General features: G+C 63.6%; 27 protein-coding genes. 16 read left to right on the forward strand and 11 right to left on the reverse strand.

Annotation, left to right across the window (positions count from 1 at the left end):
• Nucleotides 1–7 precede the first annotated feature (7 nt).
• From RSE12_07270 to RSE12_07340, 15 genes are all read left to right on the forward strand, one after another.
• Entirely contained in the window at nucleotides 8–949 is a 942-nt protein-coding gene (locus RSE12_07270; GenBank protein WRH64125.1) for a LysR family transcriptional regulator, read from the forward strand.
• 80 nt (nucleotides 950–1,029) lie between these two features.
• A complete protein-coding gene (locus RSE12_07275; GenBank protein ID WRH64126.1) occupies nucleotides 1,030–2,127 on the forward strand; it encodes an LLM class flavin-dependent oxidoreductase in 1,098 nt (365 codons plus the stop codon).
• The gene (locus RSE12_07280; GenBank protein ID WRH64127.1) at nucleotides 2,124–2,915 is read left to right on the forward strand and encodes an alpha/beta fold hydrolase; all 792 of its coding nucleotides are present in this window, start codon (nucleotides 2,124–2,126) and stop codon (nucleotides 2,913–2,915) included. Before RSE12_07275 ends, RSE12_07280 begins: the two co-directional genes overlap by 4 nt.
• A complete protein-coding gene (locus tag RSE12_07285; protein ID WRH64128.1) occupies nucleotides 2,912–3,802 on the forward strand; it encodes an NAD(P)-dependent oxidoreductase in 891 nt (296 codons plus the stop codon). The genes RSE12_07280 and RSE12_07285 overlap by 4 nt, the downstream gene beginning before the upstream one ends.
• Nucleotides 3,799–4,233, forward strand: coding sequence for a heme-binding protein (locus tag RSE12_07290; GenBank protein WRH64129.1), 435 nt, complete (start codon nucleotides 3,799–3,801; stop codon nucleotides 4,231–4,233). Before RSE12_07285 ends, RSE12_07290 begins: the two co-directional genes overlap by 4 nt.
• A complete protein-coding gene (locus RSE12_07295; protein ID WRH64130.1) occupies nucleotides 4,230–4,961 on the forward strand; it encodes an SDR family oxidoreductase in 732 nt (243 codons plus the stop codon). Before RSE12_07290 ends, RSE12_07295 begins: the two co-directional genes overlap by 4 nt.
• A 15-nt stretch (nucleotides 4,962–4,976) precedes the next feature.
• Nucleotides 4,977–6,284: a histidinol dehydrogenase gene (gene hisD / locus RSE12_07300; protein WRH64131.1), complete on the forward strand. Its 1,308-nt coding sequence runs from the start codon at nucleotides 4,977–4,979 to the stop codon at nucleotides 6,282–6,284.
• A 13-nt stretch (nucleotides 6,285–6,297) separates the two neighbouring features.
• The gene (locus RSE12_07305) at nucleotides 6,298–7,302 is read left to right on the forward strand and encodes a Gfo/Idh/MocA family oxidoreductase (GenBank protein WRH64132.1); all 1,005 of its coding nucleotides are present in this window, start codon (nucleotides 6,298–6,300) and stop codon (nucleotides 7,300–7,302) included.
• 103 nt (nucleotides 7,303–7,405) lie between these two features.
• Nucleotides 7,406–8,020 carry a GntR family transcriptional regulator gene (locus RSE12_07310; protein WRH64133.1) on the forward strand — a complete coding sequence of 205 codons (615 nt, stop codon included), beginning with the start codon at nucleotides 7,406–7,408 and terminating at the stop codon, nucleotides 8,018–8,020.
• 138 nt (nucleotides 8,021–8,158) lie between these two features.
• A complete protein-coding gene (locus RSE12_07315; GenBank protein ID WRH64134.1) occupies nucleotides 8,159–8,920 on the forward strand; it encodes an ABC transporter ATP-binding protein in 762 nt (253 codons plus the stop codon).
• A complete protein-coding gene (locus RSE12_07320) occupies nucleotides 8,920–9,789 on the forward strand; it encodes an ABC transporter permease (protein ID WRH64135.1) in 870 nt (289 codons plus the stop codon). The genes RSE12_07315 and RSE12_07320 overlap by 1 nt, the downstream gene beginning before the upstream one ends.
• Nucleotides 9,782–10,621 (forward strand): ABC transporter permease, encoded by an 840-nt coding sequence (locus RSE12_07325; protein WRH64136.1) that lies wholly within the window; start codon nucleotides 9,782–9,784, stop codon nucleotides 10,619–10,621. Before RSE12_07320 ends, RSE12_07325 begins: the two co-directional genes overlap by 8 nt.
• Before the next feature lie 52 nt (nucleotides 10,622–10,673).
• Nucleotides 10,674–11,708 (forward strand): ABC transporter substrate-binding protein, encoded by a 1,035-nt coding sequence (locus RSE12_07330; GenBank protein ID WRH64137.1) that lies wholly within the window; start codon nucleotides 10,674–10,676, stop codon nucleotides 11,706–11,708.
• Between the two features lie 115 nt (nucleotides 11,709–11,823).
• The gene (locus RSE12_07335; protein WRH64138.1) at nucleotides 11,824–12,918 is read left to right on the forward strand and encodes an amidohydrolase family protein; all 1,095 of its coding nucleotides are present in this window, start codon (nucleotides 11,824–11,826) and stop codon (nucleotides 12,916–12,918) included.
• 74 nt (nucleotides 12,919–12,992) lie between these two features.
• Complete coding sequence (locus tag RSE12_07340; GenBank protein ID WRH64139.1) at nucleotides 12,993–13,859, forward strand: polysaccharide deacetylase family protein; 867 nt, start codon at nucleotides 12,993–12,995, stop codon at nucleotides 13,857–13,859.
• On the opposite strand, the gene RSE12_07345 is transcribed toward RSE12_07340, so the two are convergent.
• From RSE12_07345 to rlmJ, 10 genes are all read right to left on the reverse strand, one after another.
• Complete coding sequence (locus RSE12_07345) at nucleotides 13,856–14,302, reverse strand: DMT family transporter (GenBank protein ID WRH64140.1); 447 nt, start codon at nucleotides 14,300–14,302, stop codon at nucleotides 13,856–13,858. The two genes, RSE12_07340 and RSE12_07345, sit on opposite strands and share 4 nt — an antisense overlap.
• Nucleotides 14,299–15,309 carry a Gfo/Idh/MocA family oxidoreductase gene (locus tag RSE12_07350; GenBank protein WRH64141.1) on the reverse strand — a complete coding sequence of 337 codons (1,011 nt, stop codon included), beginning with the start codon at nucleotides 15,307–15,309 and terminating at the stop codon, nucleotides 14,299–14,301. Before RSE12_07350 ends, RSE12_07345 begins: the two co-directional genes overlap by 4 nt.
• Complete coding sequence (locus RSE12_07355; GenBank protein WRH64142.1) at nucleotides 15,309–15,872, reverse strand: carboxymuconolactone decarboxylase family protein; 564 nt, start codon at nucleotides 15,870–15,872, stop codon at nucleotides 15,309–15,311. Before RSE12_07355 ends, RSE12_07350 begins: the two co-directional genes overlap by 1 nt.
• A 13-nt stretch (nucleotides 15,873–15,885) precedes the next feature.
• Nucleotides 15,886–16,716 carry a sulfite exporter TauE/SafE family protein gene (locus RSE12_07360; GenBank protein WRH64143.1) on the reverse strand — a complete coding sequence of 277 codons (831 nt, stop codon included), beginning with the start codon at nucleotides 16,714–16,716 and terminating at the stop codon, nucleotides 15,886–15,888.
• A gap of 25 nt (nucleotides 16,717–16,741) precedes the next feature.
• Nucleotides 16,742–19,090 (reverse strand): xanthine dehydrogenase family protein molybdopterin-binding subunit, encoded by a 2,349-nt coding sequence (locus RSE12_07365; protein WRH64144.1) that lies wholly within the window; start codon nucleotides 19,088–19,090, stop codon nucleotides 16,742–16,744.
• Nucleotides 19,087–19,545, reverse strand: coding sequence for a (2Fe-2S)-binding protein (locus RSE12_07370; protein WRH64145.1), 459 nt, complete (start codon nucleotides 19,543–19,545; stop codon nucleotides 19,087–19,089). The genes RSE12_07365 and RSE12_07370 overlap by 4 nt, the downstream gene beginning before the upstream one ends.
• Nucleotides 19,542–20,357 carry a xanthine dehydrogenase family protein subunit M gene (locus tag RSE12_07375; protein ID WRH64146.1) on the reverse strand — a complete coding sequence of 272 codons (816 nt, stop codon included), beginning with the start codon at nucleotides 20,355–20,357 and terminating at the stop codon, nucleotides 19,542–19,544. The genes RSE12_07370 and RSE12_07375 overlap by 4 nt, the downstream gene beginning before the upstream one ends.
• 133 nt (nucleotides 20,358–20,490) lie before the next feature.
• A complete protein-coding gene (locus tag RSE12_07380; protein WRH64147.1) occupies nucleotides 20,491–20,928 on the reverse strand; it encodes a TerB family tellurite resistance protein in 438 nt (145 codons plus the stop codon).
• Between the two features lie 48 nt (nucleotides 20,929–20,976).
• Nucleotides 20,977–21,891, reverse strand: a complete 915-nt coding sequence (locus RSE12_07385; protein WRH64148.1) for a PhzF family phenazine biosynthesis protein — start codon at nucleotides 21,889–21,891, stop codon at nucleotides 20,977–20,979.
• On the reverse strand, nucleotides 21,884–22,669 hold the full coding sequence (rlmJ, locus tag RSE12_07390; GenBank protein ID WRH64149.1) for a 23S rRNA (adenine(2030)-N(6))-methyltransferase RlmJ: 786 nt from the start codon (nucleotides 22,667–22,669) through the stop codon (nucleotides 21,884–21,886). Before rlmJ ends, RSE12_07385 begins: the two co-directional genes overlap by 8 nt.
• Before the next feature lie 156 nt (nucleotides 22,670–22,825).
• Here rlmJ and RSE12_07395 point away from each other — a divergent pair, with 156 nt between their 5' ends.
• The gene (locus tag RSE12_07395) at nucleotides 22,826–23,491 is read left to right on the forward strand and encodes a TerC family protein (GenBank protein ID WRH64150.1); all 666 of its coding nucleotides are present in this window, start codon (nucleotides 22,826–22,828) and stop codon (nucleotides 23,489–23,491) included.
• Between the two features lie 277 nt (nucleotides 23,492–23,768).
• On the opposite strand, the gene RSE12_07400 is transcribed toward RSE12_07395, so the two are convergent.
• Nucleotides 23,769–25,412, reverse strand: a complete 1,644-nt coding sequence (locus RSE12_07400) for a CTP synthase (GenBank protein WRH64151.1) — start codon at nucleotides 25,410–25,412, stop codon at nucleotides 23,769–23,771.
• Nucleotides 25,413–25,522: the final 110 nt, after the last annotated feature.

The following is a 25,522-nucleotide window of genomic DNA, read 5'->3' on the forward strand; positions in this document are numbered from 1 at the left end:
GATACCCGTGAACTTTCGCCAATTGTCGACCTTTGTGGGCATCTTTGAGGAGGGGTCGTTCAACCGCGCCGCCACGCGCCTGAACGCCACGCAATCTGGCCTGTCGATGCAGATCAAGCAGTTGGAAGAAACGCTGGGCACCACGCTGTTTGACCGCTCCGCCCGGGGGGTAACCCCCACGCATGCCGGACAGCGCCTGTACGACACCGCCGTTGATATCCTGCGCCGTCTGGAAGGGGCCGAGGCAGAATTGCGCAACCTGTCCGGCACGATAAGCGGGCCGGTCCGGATCGGCCTGATGCCCACCTTCACGCGCGGCGTGTTGGCCCCGACGCTCAGCCGCTTTCTAGCCGATCATCCAAATGTCGATGTGACGGTGGTCGAGGCTTATTCCGCCGCGCTGATGGATCGTCTGGCCGAAGGTGAGGCGGATTTCGTCGTGGTGCCGCAGGATGGTGGGCGCACGGGGATGCGCAGCCGCCGCCTGGGCACGGATCGCGAATTTCTGGTCTGCCGCCCCGGCGGACCGATCCCGCATCTGACGCCCGTGAGGCTGGCTGATGTCACACCCCTGCGGCTGGTCCTGCCCGCCAAGGGCAATGTGCGCCGGGACCGGCTGGATGATTTTATTGCCTCAAACGGGTTGACGGTCGGCAAGATCATCGACATGGACGCGATGTTTGCCACGCTGGAACTGGTGGCAACGTCCGATTACGCCACAGTGCTGCCCGCCACCATATGCCGCAAGGATATCGACGGACGTGATCGTTGGCTGCATCCCCTGACCGGGCCTGAACTGACGGTCAGCTATGTGGTGGTTGAACCTGCCCGCAAAGCGATGAGCCCGGCAGCCGCCGCCTTCCTGCGTTATCTGGAAGAGGAATATCGCCGCGCCGACGCGGAATGGACGTCCTTGATCGGGCCATCCGAGGCCAATCGAAAAATCTGATAGCAGCCATCATATATTATCGTTTCCGCTGAAGTCTGCCGCGGCCTAGCTTGACCCCCACACCGCAGTGGAGACCGTCGATGCAGCTTGGCTTTTTCACCATGCCGATCCACCCGCTGACCAAGGATTGGCGTCAGTGTCTGCGTGAGGATCAGGAAGCCTTCCTTCTGGCCGATGAGTTGGGCTTCACCGAAGGCTATGTCGGCGAGCATGTCACCGATCTGGCGGAAAACATCACCTCCTGCGCCCTGTTCATCGCGACGCTGGCGGGGCGGGTGAAGAATATCCGCATGGGTACCGGCACGGTGAACCTGCCCAACAGCCATCCTGCCCATGTGGCAGGGCAGTTGGCGATGCTGGATCATCTGCTGGACGGTAAGTTTAACTTCGGGATCAGCCCGGGCGGCCTGCTGTCGGATGCCGAGATTTTCGGCAACCTCGACAATGACCGCAACGCCATGTTCCTTGAAGCCATCGACATGGTGCTGGCGCTGTGGACGCAGGAAGCGCCCTATAACCTTAAGGGCAAATACTGGAACATCTCGACCGAGCGGACGCTGATGGGCGAGATCGGGCAGGGCAAGATCGGCAAGCCCTTGCAGCGCCCGCATCCGCCCATCGTGGTGACGGCCGTTGCGCCGTTTTCCAAGGGGGTGACGGCGGCGGCAGCGCGTGGGTGGGACCCGATCTCGGCCAACTTCCTGATGCCGAAATGGGTGGCCACGCATCGCGACAGCTATGCTACGGGCTGCGCCGAAGGCGGGCGGGCGGTGGATTTTGGCAACTGGCGCGTGGCGAAAAGCATCTTCGTCGCCGATGACCTGAACACCGCGCGGGAATACGCGCTTGGGGCCGGGTCGCCCTATGTGCATTACTACAAATCGCTGGTGACCAAGCTGAAGAAGAACGGGCGGTCCAACCTGTTCAAAGATGATCCGAACATGTCGGATGACGATGTGACGCTGGATTACGTGCTGGACCGTCTGGTGATTTGGGGCACGCCCGACAAAGTAGCCGATGAACTGCTGGCCTTCCGCGATCAGGTCGGCCCCTTCGGCACGCTGCTTTACGCCGGGCATGACTGGACGGATGTGGCGCTGGCGCGGCGGTCCAAGGTGCTGCTGGCGGAAAAGGTGCTGCCCATGGTGAACTCGGCTGTGGCAGAGGCTGCGGAATGACGCGGATCGCGGTTCCGGTGGCCGGGGCCACGCTGTCCGCGCAGGTGGATGGATCGGCGGGCAAGCCTTGGCTTTTGCTGTCAAACTCGCTGGCGGCCGATCTGACCATGTGGGACGACCAGATGGAGGTGCTGACGCGCAGCCACCGGGTGGTGCGCTATGACACGCGCGGGCATGGGCAAAGCACGGCGTCGGACGGGGCCTATGACTTTGATCTGCTGGTCGCCGATATGCTGGCGGTGCTGGATCATGTGGGCGCAGAACAGGCAGATGTGATCGGGCTGTCTCTGGGCGGGATGACGGCGCTGGGTTTGGGCCTCGCGCATCCGGGCCGGGTGCGGCGGATGGTGGTCTGCGATGCGCGGGCCGACAATCCGCCCCCTTTCGTGCAAGGCTGGATCGACCGGATTGCCGTGGTGCAGGCGAATGGCACCGCCGCACTGGTGGATGGCACCTTGGCGCGCTGGTTCACGCCCGCCTGTTCCGAAGAGCCCAAGGCGCGGGCGGCGGCGATGATCCGCGCCACGTCGGCTGCGGGATACATTGGCTGCGCCAAGGCCCTGATGGGGCTGGATTACCTGCGCCATCTGGGATCGATGCAGCCGCCGGTGCAGTATCTGGTCGGGGCCGAGGATATGGGCGCGCCGAAAGAGGCGATGGCGGCGATGGCGGCGGCCACGCCGGGGGCCGGGCTGATCATTCTGGAAGGCCTCGCACATATTCCCAACATGGAAGACCCCGAGGCGTTTCACGCCGCCCTTGCCGATTGGCTGGAGGCCAGCGCATGACCCTGCCGCGCGTGGGCCTGATCGGGTTGGGCATCATGGGGATGGCCTATGCCACCAACCTGCGCCGCGCCGGGGCCACGGTTCTGGGCTTTGATCCTGTGCTTGCGGCGCGGGAGGCGCTGGACGGCCTTGGTGGGTGCGGCTGCGCCACGGCGGCCGAGGTGGCGCAGGGGGCGGATGTGATCCTGATGGCGCTGCCATCGGTCAAGGCGCTGGAGGCGGTGGTGGCCGAGATGCGGCCCCACCTGCGCGTGGGCATGGTGATTGCCGAGATGGGCACCTTGCCGCTGGAGGCGAAAGAGGCCGCGCGGGCGTCCTGCGCCGAGGTGGGCGTGGCGCTGCTCGATTGCCCGGTTTCGGGCACAGGGGCGCAGGCGGCGACGGGCGATCTGGTGGTGTTTGCCAGTGGCGAGGCGGCGGATGTGGCGGTGCTGCACCCGGTATTCGCGGCGCTGGCGCGGGATATCCGGCATGTCGGACCGTTCGGCGCCGGCATGAAGCTGAAGCTGGTGGCGAACCTGTTGGTGACGATCCACAACCTTGCCACTGCCGAGGCGCTGCTGCTGGCGGAAAAGTCGGGGCTTGATCTTGGCATGGTCTATGATGCGATCCGGTCGGGTGCCGGGAATTCGCGCATGTTCGAAGTGCGCGGCCCGCTGATGATCGACGGCCGCTATGAGCCCGCGACGATGAAGATGGATGTCTACCAAAAAGACCTCGCGCTGATCATGGATCACGCGCGCGACGTGGCCTGTCCGGTTCCGTTGATGGCGGCAAGTCTGCCCTTCTATTCGGCGGCCCTGGCGCAGGGTCGGCACAAAGAAGACACGGCGGCGCTCTTCGCAGTGCTGCAACAAATGGCCCCCGGACCGGAGGAGACGCCATGAGCGTGACATTGGCTGAGGCGGAAGTGATCGCAGACGGCACACTGAGCGCCGGACAGCGCAGGGGCGCGCAGCCGCTGACCGTGGTCGTGCTGGATGCAGGCGGCCATGTCGTGGTGATGAAACGGTCCGACAACAGCGGGATTTTGCGCTGTGAGATTGCGCATGGCAAAGCCTATGGCGCGCTTGGCATGGGGTTGCCCAGCCGGACACTCTTTGCCCGCGCGCAGGACAACCCCAATTTCTTTACCGCGCTGGCGGCGGCGTCGGGTGGGCGGATGGTGCCCAATCCGGGCGGCGTGCTGCTGCGGGATACGGCGGGGCGTATCATCGGCGCGGTGGGCGTCAGCGGTGATACCGGCGATATGGACGAGCTTTGTGCCATGGAAGGCATCGGTCTGGCTGGCCTGACCGGCGATTGCGGCAAACCATGACCGGGATGCTGGCGGGGCGGCATGCGGTGGTGACGGGGGCGGGGCGTGGCCTGGGCCGGGCCATTGCGCTTGCACTGGTGGCTGCGGGTGCGCGGGTGACGGCCGTGGCGCGCACGCGGGCCGATCTCGACACACTGGCCGCCGAGGCACCGGGGCAGATCACCGCGATGGTGGGGGACGTGCAGGATGCGGCGCTGCATGATGCCATCGCGGCGATGACGGATCTGGATATTCTGGTGAACAACGCAGGCGGCAACCGGCCGATGCTTATGGTCGATGTGGATGATGCAACGCTGGACCACCTGATCGCGCTCAACATACGGTCGGCGTATAAAGTGGCGCAGGCGGGCGCTCGGGCGATGGTGCGCGCGCGGCGCGGCGTCATCATCAACATGTCATCGCAGATGGGGCATGTGGGTGCGGCCAAGCGCACGGTTTACTGCATGTCCAAACATGCAATCGAAGGCCTGACAAAGGCGATGGCCGTGGAATTGGCGCCATCGGGGGTGCGGGTGGTGTCGGTGGCGCCGACCTTTGTGCTGACGCCGATGACCGAACCAATGTTCGCCGACGCCGCCTTTCGCGACAGCGTTCTGGACATGATCCCAATGCGCGAGCTGGCCCGGCCCGAAGATGTGGCAGCGGGTGTGGTGTTTCTGGCGTCAGATGGGGCGCGGATGATCACGGGCGACAGCCTGCGGATCGATGGCGGCTGGACCGCGCGATAAGAGGGAGACAGGGCCATGCCATGCCATCTGAAAACAGCGATGCGCGCCGAAGTGCGGGCCGAGGCCGATGCCGCCGTGCGCCGCACGGTCGAAGAGACGCTCGCCCGCATAGGGGCCGAGGGCGATGCTGCCGTGCGCGCCCTGTCAAAGCAGTTCGATGGCTGGGAGCCTGCGCAGTTCCGCCTGTCAGAGGTGGAGATTGAAAAGGCCATATCGCAAGTGTCGCGCCGTGATCTGGAGGATATCCGTTTCGCGCAGGAACAGGTCGGCAACTTCGCCCGCCATCAGCGCGCCGCCTTGCAGGATATCGAGGTGGAAACCATGCCCGGCGTGGTGCTGGGGCATCGCAATATCCCGGTGAATTCGGTGGGCTGCTATGTGCCGGGGGGCAAGTATCCCATGGTCGCCTCGGCCCATATGTCGGTGGTGACGGCCAAGGTTGCGGGAGTGAAGCGAGTCATCGCCTCGGCCCCGCCGTTCCATGGGGCACCGCATCCGGCGATTGTGGCAGCGATGCATATGGCGGGCGCGGACGAGATCTACGTGCTGGGCGGAATGCAGGCGGTGGGGGCCATGGCGCTGGGCACGGAAAGCATTGCGCCCGTCGATATGCTGGTGGGGCCGGGCAATGCCTTTGTGGCCGAAGCCAAACGGCAGCTGTATGGGCGGGTGGGGATTGATTTGTTCGCTGGGCCCACGGAAACGCTGGTGATCGCGGATGACAGCGTGGATGCAGAACTTTGCGCCACCGATCTGCTGGGGCAGGCCGAGCATGGGCCGACCAGCCCCGCAGTGCTGCTTACGACATCCGAGGCGCTGGCGCGTGCCACGATGGCCGAGGTGGAGCGGCTGTTGGCCATCCTGCCGACGGCTGGGATCGCCGCGCAAGCCTGGAAGGATTACGGCGAGGTCATTGTCTGCGACAGTCTTGATGAGATGGTGGCGGAAGCTGACCGCATCGCTTCGGAACATGTGCAGGTCATGACGCGCGACCCGGATTACTTCCTGAACCACATGACGAATTACGGTGCGCTGTTTCTGGGCCCGCGTACGAATGTGGCCTATGGCGACAAGGTGATCGGCACGAACCACACGCTGCCGACGCGGGGGGCTGCGCGCTATACCGGCGGGCTGTGGGTGGGCAAGTTCCTGAAGACCTGCACCTATCAGCGCGTCTTGACGGATGAGGCCAGCGCCAAGGTGGGCGAGGCCTGTTCGCGCCTGTGCATGCTGGAAGGATTTGTCGGCCATGCCGAACAGGCCAATGTGCGTGTCCGCCGCTATGGCGGGCGCAACGTGGCCTATGGCACGGCGGCGGAATGAAGGGGACAGGACCATGTTGAACGCAGCAGTCATTGGCCTTGGCTGGTGGGGCAAGACCATCACCGATCGGATGCAGGCATCGACCGAGATGCGCATCACCCGGGCGGTGGATCTGTTCCCGGAAAAGCAGGGGGAATACACTGCGAAATACGGCGTGCCGGTGACGGGCGACTACGCCGCGGTGCTGGCCGATCCGGATGTGCATGCCGTGATCCTGACCACGCCCAACAGCCTGCACACGCAGCAGATCGCGGCGGCGGCTCATGCGGGCAAGCATGTGTTTTGCGAAAAGCCGCTCGCGCTGAACGTGGCCGAGGCGCGGGCGTCTGTGGAGCTGTGTCAGGAAAAGCAAGTCGTGCTGGGCATGGGGCATGAGCGGCGGTTTGAACTGGCGATGCTGGAAGTGGAACGCATGGTCCGCGCCGGTGAGTTGGGCGAGATCATGCATGCGGAAGGCAACTTCAGCCATGACAAGCTGATCAACGTGCCGGTCACCGATTGGCGGCGCAGCGCCACCGAAAGCCCGGCGGCGGGCTATACGGCGATGGGGATTCACCTGTCGGATGCTTTTGTGAACCTGTTTGGCCCGGCTTCGGAAGTGCAGGCGATGACGGCCAAGCGCGTGCTGCCTGGCGACAATGGCGATGTGGTCTCGGCCTTGATCCGGTTCCATTCTGGCCCGACAGCCTATCTGAACGCGGTGCTCTACACACCGCTTTACCTCCGCTTTACCGTGTTTGGCACCAAGGCCTGGGCCGAATACCGCAACGAAACCCATCCGGATACGCCCGGCCCATCGACCCTGACGGTGCAGGTCACCGGGCAACCGCCGCGCGTGATCACCTATGACTGGACGGATTCCGTGCGCGCCAATCTGGACCTGTTCGCGCAAGCCGCGCAGGGCAAGGCAACCTATAGCTTCACGCCCGAACAACTGGTCGGGAATATCGCGATCCTTGAGGCGATCGTCGCCTCGGCGGCAGGGGGCGGCACGATCCGTCTGGCAAAAGACAGCTAGGGCGATGAAAGCAGCCTTGACGCAGGCATCTGCACAAATCATGCTTCTTGAAATATCAGAGAGGTGTGAATCATTGAGCCTAGTTCGAAACAGGGTCTTTGAAATGGTTCGGGGTGAAATCCTGTCCTGCCAACTTCGACCGGGCGAGGAATTGCGCGAAAACGAACTGGCGCGGCGCTACGGCGTGTCCAAATCGCCGGTGCGCGACGCGATGCAGAAACTGGAATTCGAAGGCCTGATCGAGATCGAGCCGCGGCGGGGCCACAGGGTCAAACCGATTTCAGTGGCGGATGCGGATGATATCCTGGAACTGCGCGCCATTCTGGAAACGGGCGTGGTGCGGTTGCTGGCGGATAAGGCGACGGATGCGCAACTGGCGAGTCTGGATGCCTTTCGCACCACAGATTTGACGTCTATTTCTGCGTTTGCAGCCTATAATCGCTCGTTCCACTATGGTCTGGCAGATATGACCGGCAACCGGCGGCTGGCCGAGGAAACCCGCCGCCTGATGGAGGTCTATGATCGCCTCTGTCTTGTGTCCCTGTCGACCCTGCGGCGCGAGGATGCCCTTGCGGACCCGTTGGCCGACCATAACGAGATCATCGATGCCCTGCAGGCGCGCAATGGCGCTGCGGCGGCGCGGATGGTGACGCGGCATGTCGGAAAATCGCGCGGCTCCATAATGCGTGGGCTCGGTCAGCGGCCAATTGTGGATTGAACGGGGGTTGCGTTTTTTATTGCCTGAATCTCTGATATATCAGGCAAGGTCGAAACAAAGCAGCGTGGCATATCGGCTGGCTGTGTCGGGAGGAACCGGGGAGTGAACACGATGCAGCCTTTGGGAAGAATGGACGCGATGGCGCAAAGCAGAACCGTGATCGAAGGACGGGGTGTCGGAAAGTCGTTCGGCGGCGGCAGCGTGATCGCGCTGGAAGGGGCCAGCTTCTCGATTCAGGCCGGATCCTTCGTGTCGCTTGTGGGGCCTTCGGGTTGCGGAAAATCCACTTTGTTGCGTCTGATCGCGGGCCTGATCGACCGCACATCCGGGCAATTGACCGTGCATGGCCGGGATGTGGCCGGCCCGCATACCGATGTCGGCATGATGTTTCAACGCGCCACCCTTCTTGAATGGCGCACGGCGATTGAAAACGTGCTGCTTCCTGTCGAAATCCAGCGGTCTGTCACGGCGGCGGACAAGGCCCGCGCGGCCGAATTGCTTGCCATGGTCGGGCTGAAGGATTTCGCCTTTTCCTTTCCCAGCCAGTTGTCGGGCGGCATGCAACAGCGCGTTGCGCTGGCGCGGCTGTTACAGACGGGTGTGGATATCCTGTTGCTGGACGAACCCTTTGGCGCGCTGGATGAATTCACGCGCGAACGGTTGAACATCGAATTGATGCGCATCGTGGGCGAGGTGGGGGCCACGACGCTGTTCGTGACCCACAACATCCTCGAGGCGATCTTTCTGGCGGATGAGGTGATGGTGATGACGCCGCGCCCCGGCCGTTTGGCGCGCATGGTGCACGTGCCCTTTGCCCGGCCCCGCACGCCCGAACTGACCCTGACACCCGAATTCAATGCGCTGGTGGCCGAAGTGCGCGATATTCTGGGAACACATTGATGGCAGAGATGACAGCCATCCCCGCGACAGGCGCAACCAGCCTTCGGCAACGCCGATTGTTCACCCATCTGGGCATCTTCCTGACACTGATCCTGTTGTGGGAACTGGGCGCGCAGATGGGTTGGCTGGACCCGCTGTTCTTTCCCGCACCCAGCGCGATCCTCACTTCGGTCTGGCGGATTTATGTCAGCCAAGGGAACATCTGGTATCACCTCTACGTCTCGCTCGGTTTGGTGCTGGCAGGTTTTACTGCAGGATCACTTCTTGGCATCGGGCTGGGCGCGGTGGTGGGCATGAACGCCGTGGTGCGGCGGTTCCTGCAACCTTACGTGATCGTGCTGGAAGCCACCCCCCGCATCGCGGTGGCACCGCTGCTTATTGCGGCGCTGGGCTTTGGCGTGACGTCAAAAATCGCCATCATCATGCTGGTCTGCTTCTTCGCGCCCTTCATCAACACGCTGTCAGGGGTGATCAACGTCGACCGCGACCGGATGGAACTGATGCGGTCTCTGGGCGCCTCCAAGATGCAGGTTCTGCGCAAGTTGGTGCTGCCCGAAGCCGTGCCGGTGATCATGGCAGGCGAACGGCTGGCGCTGACATCGGCGCTGTCCGGCGTGCTGGTGGCGGAATTCATCCAGCGCGATCAGGGGATCGGCACCCTGATCCTGACCTATACGCGCAACCTGAACATGGCCTCGGCCTTTGCCTGCATCCTGACCCTGACGCTGATCGGGTTCCTGATCTTCAAGGGCATGGAAATGCTCGATCACCACATCGCCTATTGGAAGAACGAGGCCGGTCTGCGCCGCGTGGGCGCCAAGCGCGCCCGCGCCTGGGCCATGTCACAGAAAGGGAATGCCCATGCGTGAACCAGAGGCATGGCTTTACTGGCTGTTCCGCATCCTGCCGCATCTGATGCTCTTCGCGGCGCTAATCGTTCTGTGGGAATGGGCCGTCGCATCCGGGACGATCGACACGATCATGGTGCCGCGCCCCAGCGCCATTCTGGGGGCCATCGTCGAACTGTATGTGACCAAAGGCACGATCTACGAACACTTCTTCATCACCCTGGCCGAGGCCGTCTTCGGCTTTCTGATCGGGGCGGGTGTGGCGATTGCGCTTGCTGTGTCGTCATCGCTTTCCGAGGGTTTTGAACGCTATGTCTCGCCCTATGCGGTGGTGCTGAACGTGACACCGGGGATCGCGCTGACACCCATCATCATCGCATGGTTCGGCTATGGCATGGGATCAAAGATCGCCCTTGCTGCCGTGATCTGCTTTTTCCCGATTTTCGTGAACACGCTGACCGGCCTACGCCAGACCGATGCCGACCGGGAAGAACTGTTCCGCTCTTTCGGCGCGACCCGCCGGCAGGTCTTTCTGCAATTGCGGGTGCCTGCTGCGCTGCCGCTGATGTTTGCCGGGCTGAAGATCGGGCTGACCACGGCGCTGATCGGCGCGGTCGTGGCCGAATTCGCGCAGGCCACCGCAGGCGTGGGCGTCCTGATGGCCCGCTTCTCCTTTTCTCTGGATATGGCGTCGTCGCTTGCCACGCTGCTGAGCATGACGCTGATCGGGCTGCTGCTGTTCTACACGATGGAATTCCTGGACGACCGGATCGTGTTCTGGCGTCGGGAAGCGCGCTTGTCGGCGGTGTCGCGCGCCCGCGCCCGGGCCTGGAAATCGGACGCGGAAAAGTAAGGGGCGAAAACAAGTCACGAAAAATCAACAAAAATTCTGGGAGGAACGACCAATGACGATCTTCAAGACCTTGATGCTGAGCACCGCGCTGGCGGTGGTAACGGTGCCCGCAGTCGCGCAAGAGTTGACCCCGGTCAACATGATCAACCCGCTGCCGCGGTCGACCAACTTCTTTCCGCTCGTCGTGGCCGAGGCGCTTGGCTACTTCGCCGAAGAAGGGGTGGAGGTGAACCTGCTGCCGTCCGACACCTCGATCCCCTATGTCGCCTTCGTGCAAAACGGGCAGGCCGATCTGGCCATGCTGGACCCGGTCGAAACGATCAACGCGCGGCTGGCCGGTGCCAATATCAACACCGTCTATGAAGTGATGCAGAACGCGCCCGAAGCCATCGGTGTTCTGGATACCAGCGAATATGACTCGGTTGACGATCTTGCCGGCACCACTGTTGGTCTTGTCTCTGACCGTGACCGCGCCTTCCTTCAGGCCTCGCTCGATGTGGTGGGCAAGTCGATTGATGATGTGGAAACCGTGGTGCTGGGTGAAAGCGGTCCGACGCTCGCCGCCGCGATCCGCGATGGTCAGGTCTCGGCCATTTCCGGCGCGGCCCCGGACTGGATCTCGCTCAACGCCAATGGGATCAACGTCCGCCTGATCACGCCGCCCGAAATGCTGGCTAGCCCGGCGAACACCTTCGCCGTGAATGCCGACACCATCGAAGAGAAGCGTGACGCCATCGAAGGTTTCCTCAAGGCCTGGTCCAAGGGGATGTATGTGGCTTCCGTGAACCCGGAAATGGTGGCGCAGGCGCTGCGCAAGGGCGTGCCGGCCGAATGGGAAAACGAGGCGGCAGGTCAACTGTTCCTCGATATGTCCATCGGCATGAACGTATCGACGACCGAGCGTCTGGGTGATCTGCAATCCGACGTCTGGACCGCGCTTCAGCCGCGTCTCGTCTCGTCAGGTGCTGTGCCGGAACCGGTGGATGTGACCACCTTCCTCAACGACACCTACATCGCCGCCGCCAATGATTTCGACCGCGCCGAGGTCGAGGCCGAGGCAGCAGCCTGGCTTGAAGCCAACAAGTAACCCTGCGCGGGCAGTCCCCATCGGGGCTGCCCGTCACCCATCCTGATCTTCACCACGGAATTGCGCCTTCAGGCGGTCCGATTGGCATTACTCCGACCCTCAAAAGGACTGTTCCATGTCTCATAGCACGATAGATACGGCCGATCGCGGCGATTACGTAAACCGGTACGGGCCGACCGCTGCCCGCCAGCGGCCCGACGGCGCAAAGCGTTTGAAAACGCCCACGGTGGATATTCACGCACACGTCGCCGTCCCCGAGGCCGCCGCTTATATCGCCCCGCATCTGGTGATGACCGATATCGCCATGGTCCGGCATTCCAATGCGGAAACCAAATCGATCAACATGACCCAAGACGCCGACCGCAAGGTTGCCATGGTCGATATGGATGACCGCCTGGCCGTGCTGGATGCGATGGGGATTGATTTTCAGGTCGTCGCCCCGCCGCCTTTCCAATGCTATTACTCCGTCCCGGTCGAACATGCCGTCAAGGCCAGCCGCATGGTGAACGAAGGGATTGCAGGCTTTGTCGCCAAGCGCCCGGATCGCTTTGCCGGGCTTGGCACCGTGGCCATGCAGGACGCAGCCGAGGCGGTGAAAGAACTTGAATACTGCATGAACACGCTGGGGTTCAAAGGCGTGGAGGTGCTGACGAACGTCCATGGCGCCGAACTCGCCGCCCCGCAATTCGCGCCCTTCTGGAAGCGCGCGGAAGAGTTGGGCGCACTTGTGATGATCCATCCCAACGGGTTCACCCATGGCGACCGCTTCCATGATTACTACTTCTCGAACGTGATCGGGAACCCGCTGGAAACAACGATTGCCCTGCATCACCTGATCTTCTCCGGCACTTTGGAGCGGATGCCGGATCTGAAGATTCTGGCAGTGCATGGCGGCGGCTATCTGCCATCCTATTCCGGCCGGATCGACCATGCCTGGGGCGCACGCAAGGACAGCCATGCCGACCTGCCGCATCCGCCGACGCACTACCTGCGCAAGGTCTATTTCGATAACGTCGTCTTCACCCCGCATCAGTTGGAATATCTGGTCAAGGTCTATGGCGCGGACAAGATCGTGATGGGCACCGACTATCCCTATGACATGTGCGATTACGATCCGGTGGAACATGTTATCAGCGCCGGGCTTTCGACCGAGGACACCGCCAAAGTCGCCGGCGGCACCGCTGCACGGCTTTTGGGCCTGTCGCTCTGATCCTTTGGGCCGCTGGCCTTTGGCTTGCGGCCCTTTCCCCTGAGACCTGACAAGGAAAGACCTGCCCGATGCGCATGAGCGACCGCGCGCCCTATGAGGCGTTCCCTGACCGCCCAAAGCTCACCCTGCCCGGCGGGGCGCGGGTGGCGGTTTGGTTCATCGTGAACATCGAAGAATGGGCGCTGGAGCGGCCCATGCCGCGGCAGGTGCTGACCCCGCCCATGGGCAACCCGTTGCAGCCCGATCTGCCCAACTGGGCCTGGCATGAATACGGGATGCGGGTGGGCTTCTGGCGCATCCTCGATGCGCTGCAATCGCGCGCGTTGCGGGCAACGATGGCGCTGAACGGCAATATCGTGAACAGCTATCCGCGCATCGCCGAAGCCGCCCGCGACGCCGGGTGGGAGTTCATGGGCCACGGCTTTGTGCAGCGCCCGATGCACCAACTGGATGACCAGCGCGCGGCGATTGATGCCACGGTGGCCGCGATCAAAGGCTTCACCGGCAAGGCCCCCGTGGGCTGGGAAAGCCCCGGTCTGACGGAAACGGAAGCAACTCTGGATCATCTGCGCGCGGCAGGGATCGAATATGTGGCCAACTGGCCCATCGACGATCTGCCCTCGGTTCTGCACACCAAGCACGGGCCGATGTTGCAGGTGCCCTATACAGTGGAAACCAATGACATCGTGGTGCATGCGGTGCAGCACCTGCCATCGGATGGGTTCATGAACCGCTGCATCGATCAGTTCGACCGCCTTTATCAGGACGGCGAAACCCAGCCGCGCGTCATGGCGATTAGCCTGCATCCCTATCTGTCGGGCGTGCCGCATCGGATCGGTTATCTGGAGCGTGCGATTGATCACATCCGCAGCCATGACGGCGTGGTCTGGATGACGGGCGAGGAAATCGCCGGATGGTATCGCGGGGAAATGGGGCTTTAGGCGCGCGACAACAGCACGCCACCCGCCACCATCGCCAGACCGGCGATCCGCTGCCATGTGATCGGCTGTACCGGCAGGCCGAAAGCCCCGAAATGATCCAGCAGCATCGCCATGACCAACTGGCCAAGGATCCCTGCCATGGCCGCCGTCTGCGCCCCGGTGATGGGGATCATCATCACCATCATGGTGATGTAAAATCCCCCCAGCGCCCCCCCGATCCAGGCCCAGGACGGGGCATTGGCGATGAAACCGGTCACAGGCCATGCCCCGCGCAGCACAACGACGCAGCCCATCACGAGAAAGCCAACCAAGAAATTGATACAGGCGGCAAAGGTGGCATCGCCCGCCGCACGCGCCAGCGCCCCATTGATCGGGGCCTGCATGGCCAGAACCGCGCCGGCGGCGATCAGCCCCGCAAGGGCAACGGCAAAACTCGCGCTCACCGCTGGACCTGCACCTTGCTGTTGGCCGCCGCCGATTCGGCGATGGCCTCAAACACCGCCGCGCCATGGATCATTTCGTCAGGGGTGATGGGAAAGGGCGCGCGCCCCGCAACGGCGGCTGCAAAGGCGGACAGTTCCGCCGCGACGGTATCGAAACCGGGCAGGCTGTGGCGCTCCACCGGCTTCGCCGTGGCATGGCCTGACAACGGCGCATCGGGGGCAGGGGCAAAGGTGAACTCGTCCAGATGCTGCCCCCGGATTTCGGCAATCCCGGCTGAGCCATAGACACAGAACCGATAGCTGGGCGACGTGGCCGTCATGCAGGACACATATCCCGTCATCCCTTCGGCAAAGGCCAGCAGGATCGACGTTGTGTCCTGCGTTCCCGCAGGCGTGGCGCGGTGCAGGCTTTGGCAGGTGACTTCGGTGATCTGGCCGAACAGATCGATCATCCCGTCAACCATGTGGATGCCAAGGCCCGCCATGCCGCCTGCGGGCGATTGCCGGGGATCGACGCGCCAGCTGTCGGGTTTCAGGAACAGCCCGTTTGGCGCGGTCATCGTACCTTCGACATGCAGGACAGTGCCCAAAGCACCCGAGCGCACGCGGCGTCTCAGATCGGCCATATGCGGGTGAAAGCGGCGGTTATGGCCAAGACCCACGGTTACGCCCGCCGCGCGGATAGCCGCCACCGCCGCCTCGGCCGAGGCTTTGGTCAGCGTAAAGGGCTTTTCGGCAAAGATGTGCTTGCCTGCGCGGGCGGCAGCGATCATCTGCGCCTCATGGTCCAGATGCGGTGTGGCAAGGATCACGGCATCGACACGCGGATCGGCCAGCACCTGTTCATAGCTGTCCAGCAGGTCAAACCCCTGCTCGGCGGCGAAATCCTCGGCCAAGGCACGGCGGCCCGTGGCCCCGGCGACAATTGCGATCTCTCCCCCGGAACGCGCTGCACGGGCAAGCGTCTTGCCCCACCAGCCCAGACCGACGATTGCGGCGTTCAGCATCAGACAGACTCCTGCTTCGGGAAAGGATCGGGCGCGCCTGCGGGCAGGGGCACCTCGAAGGCGTTGATGGTCATGGAAATCAAGGTGTAATAGCCAAGGATGCCCACAAGCTCTACCACGGCCTGTTCGCCAAAGGCTGCGGTGGCGCGGGCATATGTGGCGGGTTGCACCTTGTGACCGCGGTGCAGTTCGCTGGCAAAGGCGTAGATGATCGCCTCGTCCTCCTGCGCAAATGCCGGGATCCGGCCTTGACGGATCGCCTCGATCACCTCTTCCGACAGGCCCGCGCTGTGGGCGATGGGGGCATGGACCGCCCATTCAAAACCCGATGCCCAGAAGGCCCCGGTCACGAGGATCGCCAGTTCTGACAGTCGCGGCGGCAGCGACGTGCCATAGCGGCAAAAGGCCCCTAGCGCCTGCGCAGTATCGGCAAGGCCGGGGCTTGTGAGCCAGACGCGCAGCGGGCCTTCGACCACACCGCGCGGGCCGGACCGGATGGCATCGAAGATGCGCTGTTGCGCTGGGCTGAGGCGGGTTTCGTCAAGATCAGTCAGGCGGGGCATGGGTCAGCCTCTCTCAGGTCAACAGCAGATGCAGAAAGCGCAGGCTTACCGCCAGCAGGAAGATGCCAAAGGCCTTTTCCAGCGTCCGGCGCGACATGGCATGCGCCAGCCGGACGCCAATCGCAGTGGTCAGCAGCGTGGTTGGCACGATCAGCACAAAGCCAAGGGCCGAGACAAACCCGATGGACCCGAGCGGCAAGCCGGCCTTGCCCAGCCCCGCCAACGCATAGCCGATGGCGCCGGGGATCGAAATCACCACCCCGATGGCAGCGGAGGTTGCCACCGCCTGATGGATCGGCCGGCCATGCAGCGTCATCGCCAGATTGGTAATCGCCCCGCCGCCAATGCCCATCAGTGCCGACAGAAGCCCCGCCATGAACCCATAAAACCGCAACAGCCAACCGGTCGGCAGATCATCCGCGATCTTCCAGTTCGCCTTGCCCAGCAGCAGTTTGGTTGCATTGGTCCCCGCAACCAGAATGAAGACCAACTGGAACACCCAAGGCGCGGAATACCGCGCCAGCACCGCCCCACCCATCACACCCGCCAGTATCGGCACCGCCCAGACACGCACCAGCGCCATATCCACCATGCCCTTGGCGAAATGCCCCCGCGCCGAACTGATCGAGGTGGGCACGATCACAGCCAGCGATGTTCCCACTGCCAGCGGCATAGCAATCGCCTCTTCCACCCCCACCAGCGTGAAAGACAGGAACAGGACTGGCACAAGGATCGCCCCGCCGCCAACACCGAACAGGCCGGCCAGAACCCCGGTGGCCAACCCCGCCACCACAAGCATGGCGGCCACGCCAAACAGGGTGCCGCCGTCAGTGTCCATGATCATCGGCGTTCTCTCCTGAAAGGGGGCATCATGGCACCAGACCAAGACTGCGCAAAATGCGTTCTGGCGTCATGGGCATCTGGCTGATCTGCGCGCCCAGCGGACGCAGCGCATCGTTCACGGCATTCATCACAGCGCCCGATGCGCCCGAGGTGCCCGCCTCGCCCGCACCCTTGGCCCCAAGAGCCGAGGTGCTGGTGGGCGTGACCACATGCGCGATCTCGATATCTGGCATCTCGCCCGCCATCGGAACCAGATAATCGGCCATCGTCGCGGTCAAAAGCTGGCCATCGTCAGAGAACAGGCATTCCTCGAACAGGGCCCCACCTATGCCCTGCACCACACCGCCCCGGATCTGTTCATCCACCAGCTTGGGGTTCAGGATGGTGCCCACATCTTCCACCACCCAATGGTTCAAAAGCGTAACCAGCCCTGTTTCGACATCCACCTCGACATAGGATGCCATCGCCCCGTTGCTGAACACAAATGGCATCCCCTCAACCCGGAAATGGCGGCTGGCGATCAACTCAGCCGCCTGTCCGGCGGGAAGCTCATTGCCCCGGAAATACACCATCTGCGCCAACTCGCGCAGGGTCATGCGCTCCGTCGAGCTTGCGGCATCAATGATCGCACCGCCTGCAAGAGCCAAGGCGCTGGGCGGGCATTGCAGAACAGCTCCGGCCAGTTCCAACACTTGCGCGCGCAATGCCACGCTTGCCGCGCGCATCGCCTCGCCCCCGATCCCCGCCCCGCGTGAGGCCCAGGTGCCACCGCCATAGGGCATATGGGCGGTATCCCCGGTCTGTACCCGGATATCTTCGGCCCTAAGGCCCAGCACATCGGCGGCGATCTGGGCGAGGATCGTTTCCGTTCCCTGTCCCTGTTCAGTGACGGAACTGGACAGATGCACCGCACCCGACGCATCCAGCCGCACGACCGCCCCATCCTGTGCCGCAACCGGAGCACCGCCTACGCCATAAAACATCGGCGACGGGTTGGTGATCTCTACCATGCTGACGATCCCGATCCCCCGATGCACGCCACGCGCCCGCATCGCGTCGCGTTCCGCGCAAAGCGCGTCATAGCCCATCAGTTCCTTAAGGCGGGTCAGGCAGGCCTGATGCGACAGATCGGCATACAGCATCCCCTGCGGCGAACGCACCGGATAGGCATCATCCGGGATCAGGTTCATCTCCCGCAGCACCACCGGATCGCGGCCCGTTGCAGCGGCCAGATCGTCCATCAGCCCTTCCATCACCGCCATGGCAATCGGATGGCCCACAGCGCGGTATTGGCAGGTGGGAACCTTTGTCTGGAACACCACTCGCAACCGGGCGCGATAGGCGGGCAGGGTGTATGGCGCGCCGATCAGGTTGATGACCTGATTGCCCTCGATCGCCGAAGAGCGGGGGTAGACGGAATAGGGGCCGATCCCCGTGATGTCATCCACATCCACGGCCAGCAGGCGCCCGTCAGGCGCCATCGCCGCGCGGGCTGTCACCCTGTGATCGCGGGCGTGGATGTCGCTTTGAAAACTTTCATAGCGGTCCGCTGCGAATTGCACCGGGCGGCGCAGCAGGCGGGCTGCGGCGCAGGCGGCCACCTCGTCGCCGTAAGTGTGGATCTTGATCCCAAAGGAACCGCCCACATCCTGCGCCACGATCCGCACCTGCGATTGCGGCAGGCCCAGATGGGTTGCCAACACCTCCTGCATCATATGCGGCACTTGGCCCGAGTAGTTTACCGTCAACTGATCCTGCGCCGCGTCATAATCGGCCGTGATGACGCGCGGCTCCAGCGTGACGCCCGTATGGCGGCCAAAGACAAAGCGGCGTTCCACCACCGTATTGGCCGGATCGGCAAAGGCCACGTCCACCGCGCCCACATCGATACGCTTCTCCCAGCAGAGGTTCGACCCAAGGTCGGGGTGGATCACCGGGGCGTCGGGGGCAAGCGCAGCTTCCATGTCCGTGACCGGGGGAAGCGGATCATAGTCCACCGTAACCAGTTCGGCGGCATCCTCGGCCAGCGCGCGGCTGCTGGCCACTATCATCACCACAGGCTCACCCTGCCAATGCGTGTGCCCGACCGCCAGCGCAGGCTGCGGCGGTGACCGCATGCCCACCATATGCGTCAGCACGCCCACCCAAGGCGTGATCTGGGTGGCCATGTCGGCCCCGTCATAGACCGCAACCACCCCCGGCGCGGCGCGCGCGGCGTCCAGATCCATCCCGGTGATCACCGCATGGGCATAGGGCGACCGGACAAAGACCGCGTGCAGCATCCGGGGCGGGGTAAGGTCGCCCACGAACCGGCCCGCGCCTTCCACCAGTCGGCGCGCATTGGGGCGGGGTAGGGCGCGGCCGATCTGGGTCATGGCTTGGCCCCATGACGCGCCTGCGCCACCTCTTCCACTGAATCGACAATCGCCTGATAGCCGGTACAGCGGCAGTAACTGCCCGACAGGTGATCGCGGATTTCAGCGCGGTCCGGCACATGGCCGGATTCAAGCAATTCCGCTGCGGTCATCAACATCCCCGGCGTGCAGAACCCGCATTGCAGGGCATTGTGGCGGACAAAAGCCGCCTTTAGATCGGGCGCATCCAACCCCTCGACCGTCACCACTTCGGCCCCCTCTGCCTGCACGGCCAGCATCAGGCATCCCCGCACCGCCACGCCGTCCACGCGCAGGGTGCAGGCCCCGCAAACCCCATGTTCACAGCCATGATGCGTTCCAGTGAACCCCGCCGCGCGCACCGCATCGGCGAGGCTTTGGCGCGGTTCGGCCTCGATCACCGTGGCTTCGCCATTCAGGCGGAAAGTAACCCTCATGTCATGCGCTCCAGCAGGCGGCGGATCATCACCCGTGCCAGATGAACCTTGGTCTCGGCAGAATTGTGCAGGTCCCCCCAGACCTCCACTCCGTCAAGCGCTGCCGCCGCAGCGGCATGTGGCCCCTGCGCCAGTGCGGCCTCGGCCCCCAGATCGCGCAGCGGCCTGTCGGCAAGACCGAACCAGACCACCCGCGCCTCTGGCCCCGCCATCAGCGCCAGCCCCGCCATTGCATAATCGCCCCGCCGCCGGGTCAATTCGGCAAAGCCGTGCCGCGCCGCCGGATCGGGCAGGGGGATATGCACTTCGGTCAGCAATTCGCCGGGCGCAAGCGCGGTGGCATAGCTGCCTTCAAAAAACGCATCAGCCGGAATACTGCGCCGCCCCTTTGGCCCCTGTACATGGATCACCGCCCGCAGCGCCAGCGCGCAGGCAGGCATCTCTGCCGCGGGATCAGCCAGTGCAAGGCTGCCACCAAAAGTGCCCCGGTTGCGGATGGCTGAATGGGCCACATGCTGCACGGCCTCGGCCAGCAGCGGCAGATGAGCGGCGATCAAAGGGTGACGCTCTACCTCGGCATGGCGGGTCAGGGCGCCGATCACGATGTGATCCCCCTCTCGCCGGATGCCCGAAAGCGCGGTCACCGCATTCAGGTCAATCAGCAGGCCGGGACGATCGAGCCGAAAGTTCAACGCAGGGATCAGGCTCTGCCCACCGGCCAGAAACCGCGCCTCGCCGTCCGAATCCGCCATCACCCGGACCGCATCCTCGACTGACTGGACGCGGACATAGTCGAAGTGTGAAGCCTTCATGCCGCCGCCCCCGATCCCGCTTTCTCGAAAGATTATCTATCGAACGATAAATAGCAAGACCGAACGCATCGGCAAGGGCGATGCCGCGCATCGCCGTACTCATCCTGAAAACATCAGAGAATGAGGTCAGACCTCAGGCTCGTTCGGCCCGCTGTCGCGCCAGCCCGGATTCCACATCCGTCAGGCCCAGAAGGGAGGCCACCATCCGCAGCAGGCGGTCTTCCTCGGCATCGCGCACCCCATCGGCCAGTGCGACAGACCACAGCGCCTCCATCAGCGCGGACCGATCCTCCAACGCCGTGGCGGTCTTCAGCGCGCGGGTGAACCGCACCGTATCCGGCGCGATGTTCTCCAACTCTTCCGCCTCGGCCCGCAGCTTGGCCACTTCGAACGGGCCAATCTGATGATGCGTCATCAGCACGCGGTCAATCCGTTCGGCCTCTTCCGCCGAATAAAGACCATCGGTTTTCGCCACCCGTACCAAAAGCGCCGCCAAGGCCAGGCGGGCATCGGGTTGGGGCAGGCGGGTGGGTTCGGGGGCGCTCAGCGCGCGCAGGATCGCTTGCAACATGAAAGGAAGAATAGGCGGCACAACGGGCGGCGGCAAGCCGCCCTGCTTTCACGCCTGCGGCACTGTGATCCTGCCCTCTGAGACCGGCACCGCCGCCCCCCGGATGCGCACGGCCTGTACCGCACCGCTCACGACATCGACCGACAGGAACAGATCCGAGGCTCGCCCCATTTCCACCCCCTGCCGCAGATGGAACCGGTTCGCCCCATCCGCCAGCACTCCGCTCGCACGCAACTGCGCCGCAAGGATCGCGGTGGCCGACCCGGTGGCTGGGTCTTCCGGAATGCCCGCTGTCGGCGAAAACATCCGCGCGCGGAAATCGCGTTCCGCTCCCGGCGTATACAGATAGGCGCTGTCGACCCCAGCCGCCGCCATCACCGCATCCCAATGCGGCTGCATCGCCCGCGCCCGGGCCAACACGGACAGCGAGGCAACCGGCACATACAGAAACCGCGGTCCGCCCTGCCAGATGCCCGGCCGATGCGCGCCAAAACCTATTTCACCCGGCTCCAACCCCAAAGCGGGCGCAAGCCGGTCCTCGGCCACCAACCCCTCCGTGCCATGCGGCACGACCGGCGCGGTGAACTCCGCCTCCATCAACCCGCCTTTCCGCCAGACGGTAACAGGAACCAGCCCCGCCTCTTCCTCCAGCACTATATGCCGTTCGAAATCGCTCAAACCTGCATCCTCCAGTCCGGCATCCATGGAGGCCAGCAAGATGGCGCAACCGATTGTGGGATGACCCGCAAAGGGTATTTCCGCTGTTGGAAAGAAAATGCGCACCCGCGCCCGGTGGGCGGGGTCGCGTGGGGCCATCACGAAAATGGTTTCCGACAGGTTAAACTCCCGCGCGATGGTCTGCATCTGCGTCGTCGATAGTCCATCCGCGCCCAGCACCACGGCCAGTGGATTGCCCGTGAAGGGCAGGGTGGTGAACACATCCAGCGTGCGAAACTCAAGCATTGCCCAATCCCCGGAACATCGCGTCCAGCCGCGCGCATTCCTCTTCGATCCCGAACGGTGGGTTCAGCATCCACATTCCCGTGCCGATCATCCGATGCCCGTCCCGCACCGGGGGAAAGCGCAACTCATGCCGCAAGCTGCCGAGAAACGCCGTCTCCAGCGCCCGCAGCATCGGCCCATGCGCGCCCTCGGTCAGGATCGGATACCACAGCGCGATGATCCCCACATTCCATTTGCGGACCACCTGCCCGATCAGCTTGGGGATGGTCTGGTAATCGGCCTTCACCTCATAGGACGGGTCAATCAGCATCATCCCGCGCCGCGGGGTAGGGGGCGTCACGGCCATCGCCATTTCGAACCCGTCCCGCTTCTGGATATGCGCACCCCAGGGTAACAGCAGCGCCGACAGCGCCGAATGTTCCTGCGGATGCAACTCGGCCAGATGCATCACATCGCCTTCGCGCAGCGCCATTGCCGCCAGCAGGGGCGATCCCGGATAGGCCTGCGCGCCGTGCAGTGCTCGCACCCCCGCCAGCGACCGGCGATAGGGGTGGTCGGCATTGAACGCGCCCTCAACCCGCGCGATCCCCAGCGCGGCCTCGCCTGTCTTGCTGGCCTCAGGGCTGCCCAGATCATAAAGCCCGCGCCCCGAATGGGTTTCGATATAGGTCAGCGGCTTGTCCTTGCGCGTCAGATAGTCCAGCACCCAGCACAGCAGCGCGTGCTTCTGGACATCGGCAAGGTTCCCGGCGTGATAGCTGTGTTGATAGGAAAGCATGCCCTTCGCCTAACCGGGAACGCCGCGCCGTGCAACGCCCGCCTGATGCCGGCACGGTGCAGTTCGCATCTTTCTGGCCCCATGCCAAAGCGCGTGATGGACAGCCCGCAGCCGCAGGCGTAGCCAAGGGCAAAACCCCATAAGGGACAGAGGGACATGCTGGAAATCTTCACCACCGAAGGGCTGACCGCGCTCGCCCAGGTCATCGCGATCGACCTTGTGCTTGCGGGCGACAATGCCGTCGTCATCGGCCTCGCCGCCGCGGGCCTGCCACGCGAAATGCGGACACGGGCGATCCTTGTCGGCATCCTTGCTGCAACGGTACTACGCATCGCCTTCGCGCTGATGACCACCCAGCTTATGGCGATCACCGGGCTGATCCTGGCCGGGGGCATCCTCTTGCTGTGGGTCTGCTGGAAGATGTGGCGCGAATTGCGCGAAGGCGGGCATGGCGACGACGAGGCCGGGGCCGAGGCGCTGGTCGGCGAAGACCTGAACCGCGATGGCACCATCGCGGGCGGCGCGCCGAAAAAGACCTTCCGTCAGGCCGCGATCCAGATCGTGGTGGCCGATGTGTCGATGAGCCTCGACAACGTCCTCGCCGTGGCCGGGGCGGCGCATGACCACCCGTCGGTGATGGTGATCGGCCTTGCCCTGTCCATCGCGCTGATGGGCCTTGCCGCCAGCTTCATCGCCAAGCTGCTGAACAAGCACCGCTGGATCGCCTATGTCGGCCTTGCGATCATCTTCTACGTCGCGCTGAAGATGATCTGGGAAGGCTGGCACGAGGTCGAGCCCGTGGTGATGGGGATGGTGGGGTGAATGGCGGCCCCGCGCACCTTGCGCGGGGAAAACAGGGTCCAGTGGACCCTTTTCAGCCACGAACGCCCCGGCAAACCTGCCGCCTAAGCGTGTTCCGGCCAAGTTCCTTGGGCGTGAAACGCATGTCACGCTCAAGGCGGGCTATTGGAGCCGCAAAGCGGTCTTTGACGCAAAGACCGCGTCGGAATTTGACGCAAATTCCGGCGCCCCAAATGATGCGCCCCCGTTTTCTGCGCGCAGAAAACGTCGCGAAATCTGCGTCAGATTTCGCGTTCCCTCACACCAACCGGCTCATCTCCACCGCTGCCCGCACGAAATCGGCAAACAGCGGATGGGGGGCGAAGGGTTTGGATTTCAGTTCCGGATGGAACTGCACCCCGATAAACCAGGGGTGATCCTTTACCTCCACGATCTCTGGCAGCCGCCCATCGGGGCTCATGCCCGAAAAGATCAGCCCGCAGCTTTCCAGCTTGTCGCGATACTGGATATCCACTTCATAGCGGTGGCGGTGGCGTTCCTCGATCGTCGTGGTCCCGTAAACCCCCGCCACGCGCGATCCTTCCGCCAGCGTCGCCGTATAGGCCCCAAGCCGCATCGTGCCGCCCTTGTCATCGCTCAGCTTGCGCGCCACGACATGGTTGCCCTGCACCCATTCCTTCAGGTGATAGACGACGGGCGTAAACCGTTTCGCCCCTGCCTCGTGGTCAAATTCTTCCGACCCGGCATTCTTCATCCCCGCCAGATTGCGCGCGCTTTCGATCACCGCCATCTGCATGCCCAAACAGATACCCAGATAGGGGATCTTCTTTTCCCGCGCGAATTGCGCCGCCTTGATCTTGCCTTCGGTGCCGCGCTCGCCAAAGCCGCCCGGCACCAGAATGGCGTGGAAATTCTCAAGGTACGGCGCGGGGTCTTCGCGCTCGAATATCTCAGCGTCGATCCACTGCGCGCGAACCCGCGTGCGGTTGGCCATCCCGCCATGGGTCAGCGCCTCGGCAATCGATTTATAGGCATCTTCCAACTGGGTGTACTTGCCCACGATGGCGACCCGCACCTCGCCCTCGGCATGCACCAGCCGGTCCATCACATCTTCCCAGCGCGCAAGATTGGGCTTGGGGGCAGGGGTGATGCCAAAGGCATCCAGCACCGCCTGATCCAGCCCCGCGCGGTGATAGGCGAGCGGCGCTTCATAGATCGTCTTCAGATCATAGGCCGGGATCACATGCTCTTTGCGCACATTGCAGAACAGCGCGATCTTTTCGCGTTCCTTCTCCGGGATCGGATGCTCCGACCGGCAGACCAGCACATCGGGCGCAAGGCCGATGCTCTGCAATTCCTTCACGCTGTGCTGCGTGGGCTTTGTCTTCAACTCGCCGCTCGCCGCCAGATAGGGCAGCAGCGTCAGGTGCATCAGGATGGATTGGCCGCGCGGGCGTTCATGGATGAACTGGCGGATCGCCTCAAAGAACGGCAGCCCTTCGATATCGCCCACCGTGCCACCAATCTCGCACAGCATGAAATCCACCTCATCGTCACCGATGCGGAGGAAATTCTTGATCTCATTCGTCACATGCGGAATGACCTGAATGGTCTTGCCCAGATAATCCCCGCGCCGTTCCTTCTCCAGCACGTTGGAATAGATGCGCCCCGATGAAATGCTGTCGCTCTGCCGCGCCGACACGCCGGTGAATCGCTCATAATGGCCAAGGTCCAGATCGGTTTCCGCGCCATCATCAGTGACGAACACCTCGCCATGTTCAAAGGGCGACATCGTGCCGGGATCAACGTTCAGATAGGGGTCCAGCTTGCGCAACCGCACCGTATAGCCGCGCGCCTGCAACAACGCCCCCAACGCGGCGGATGCCAGCCCTTTGCCAAGGGACGAAACCACGCCGCCAGTGATGAAGATGTAGCGCGCCATGGATGGCCTCCCGCGATTTCGTTGTTCAAATCCAACACGATTCGCCCGCAGGGAATCGCATCATCACGGGGGTTAAGCCTTAACGCAGCTTGCGCCCGCGCGCAACCAGA

Source organism: Fuscovulum sp. (genome assembly GCA_035192965.1).
Lineage (GTDB): Bacteria > Pseudomonadota > Alphaproteobacteria > Rhodobacterales > Rhodobacteraceae > Paragemmobacter.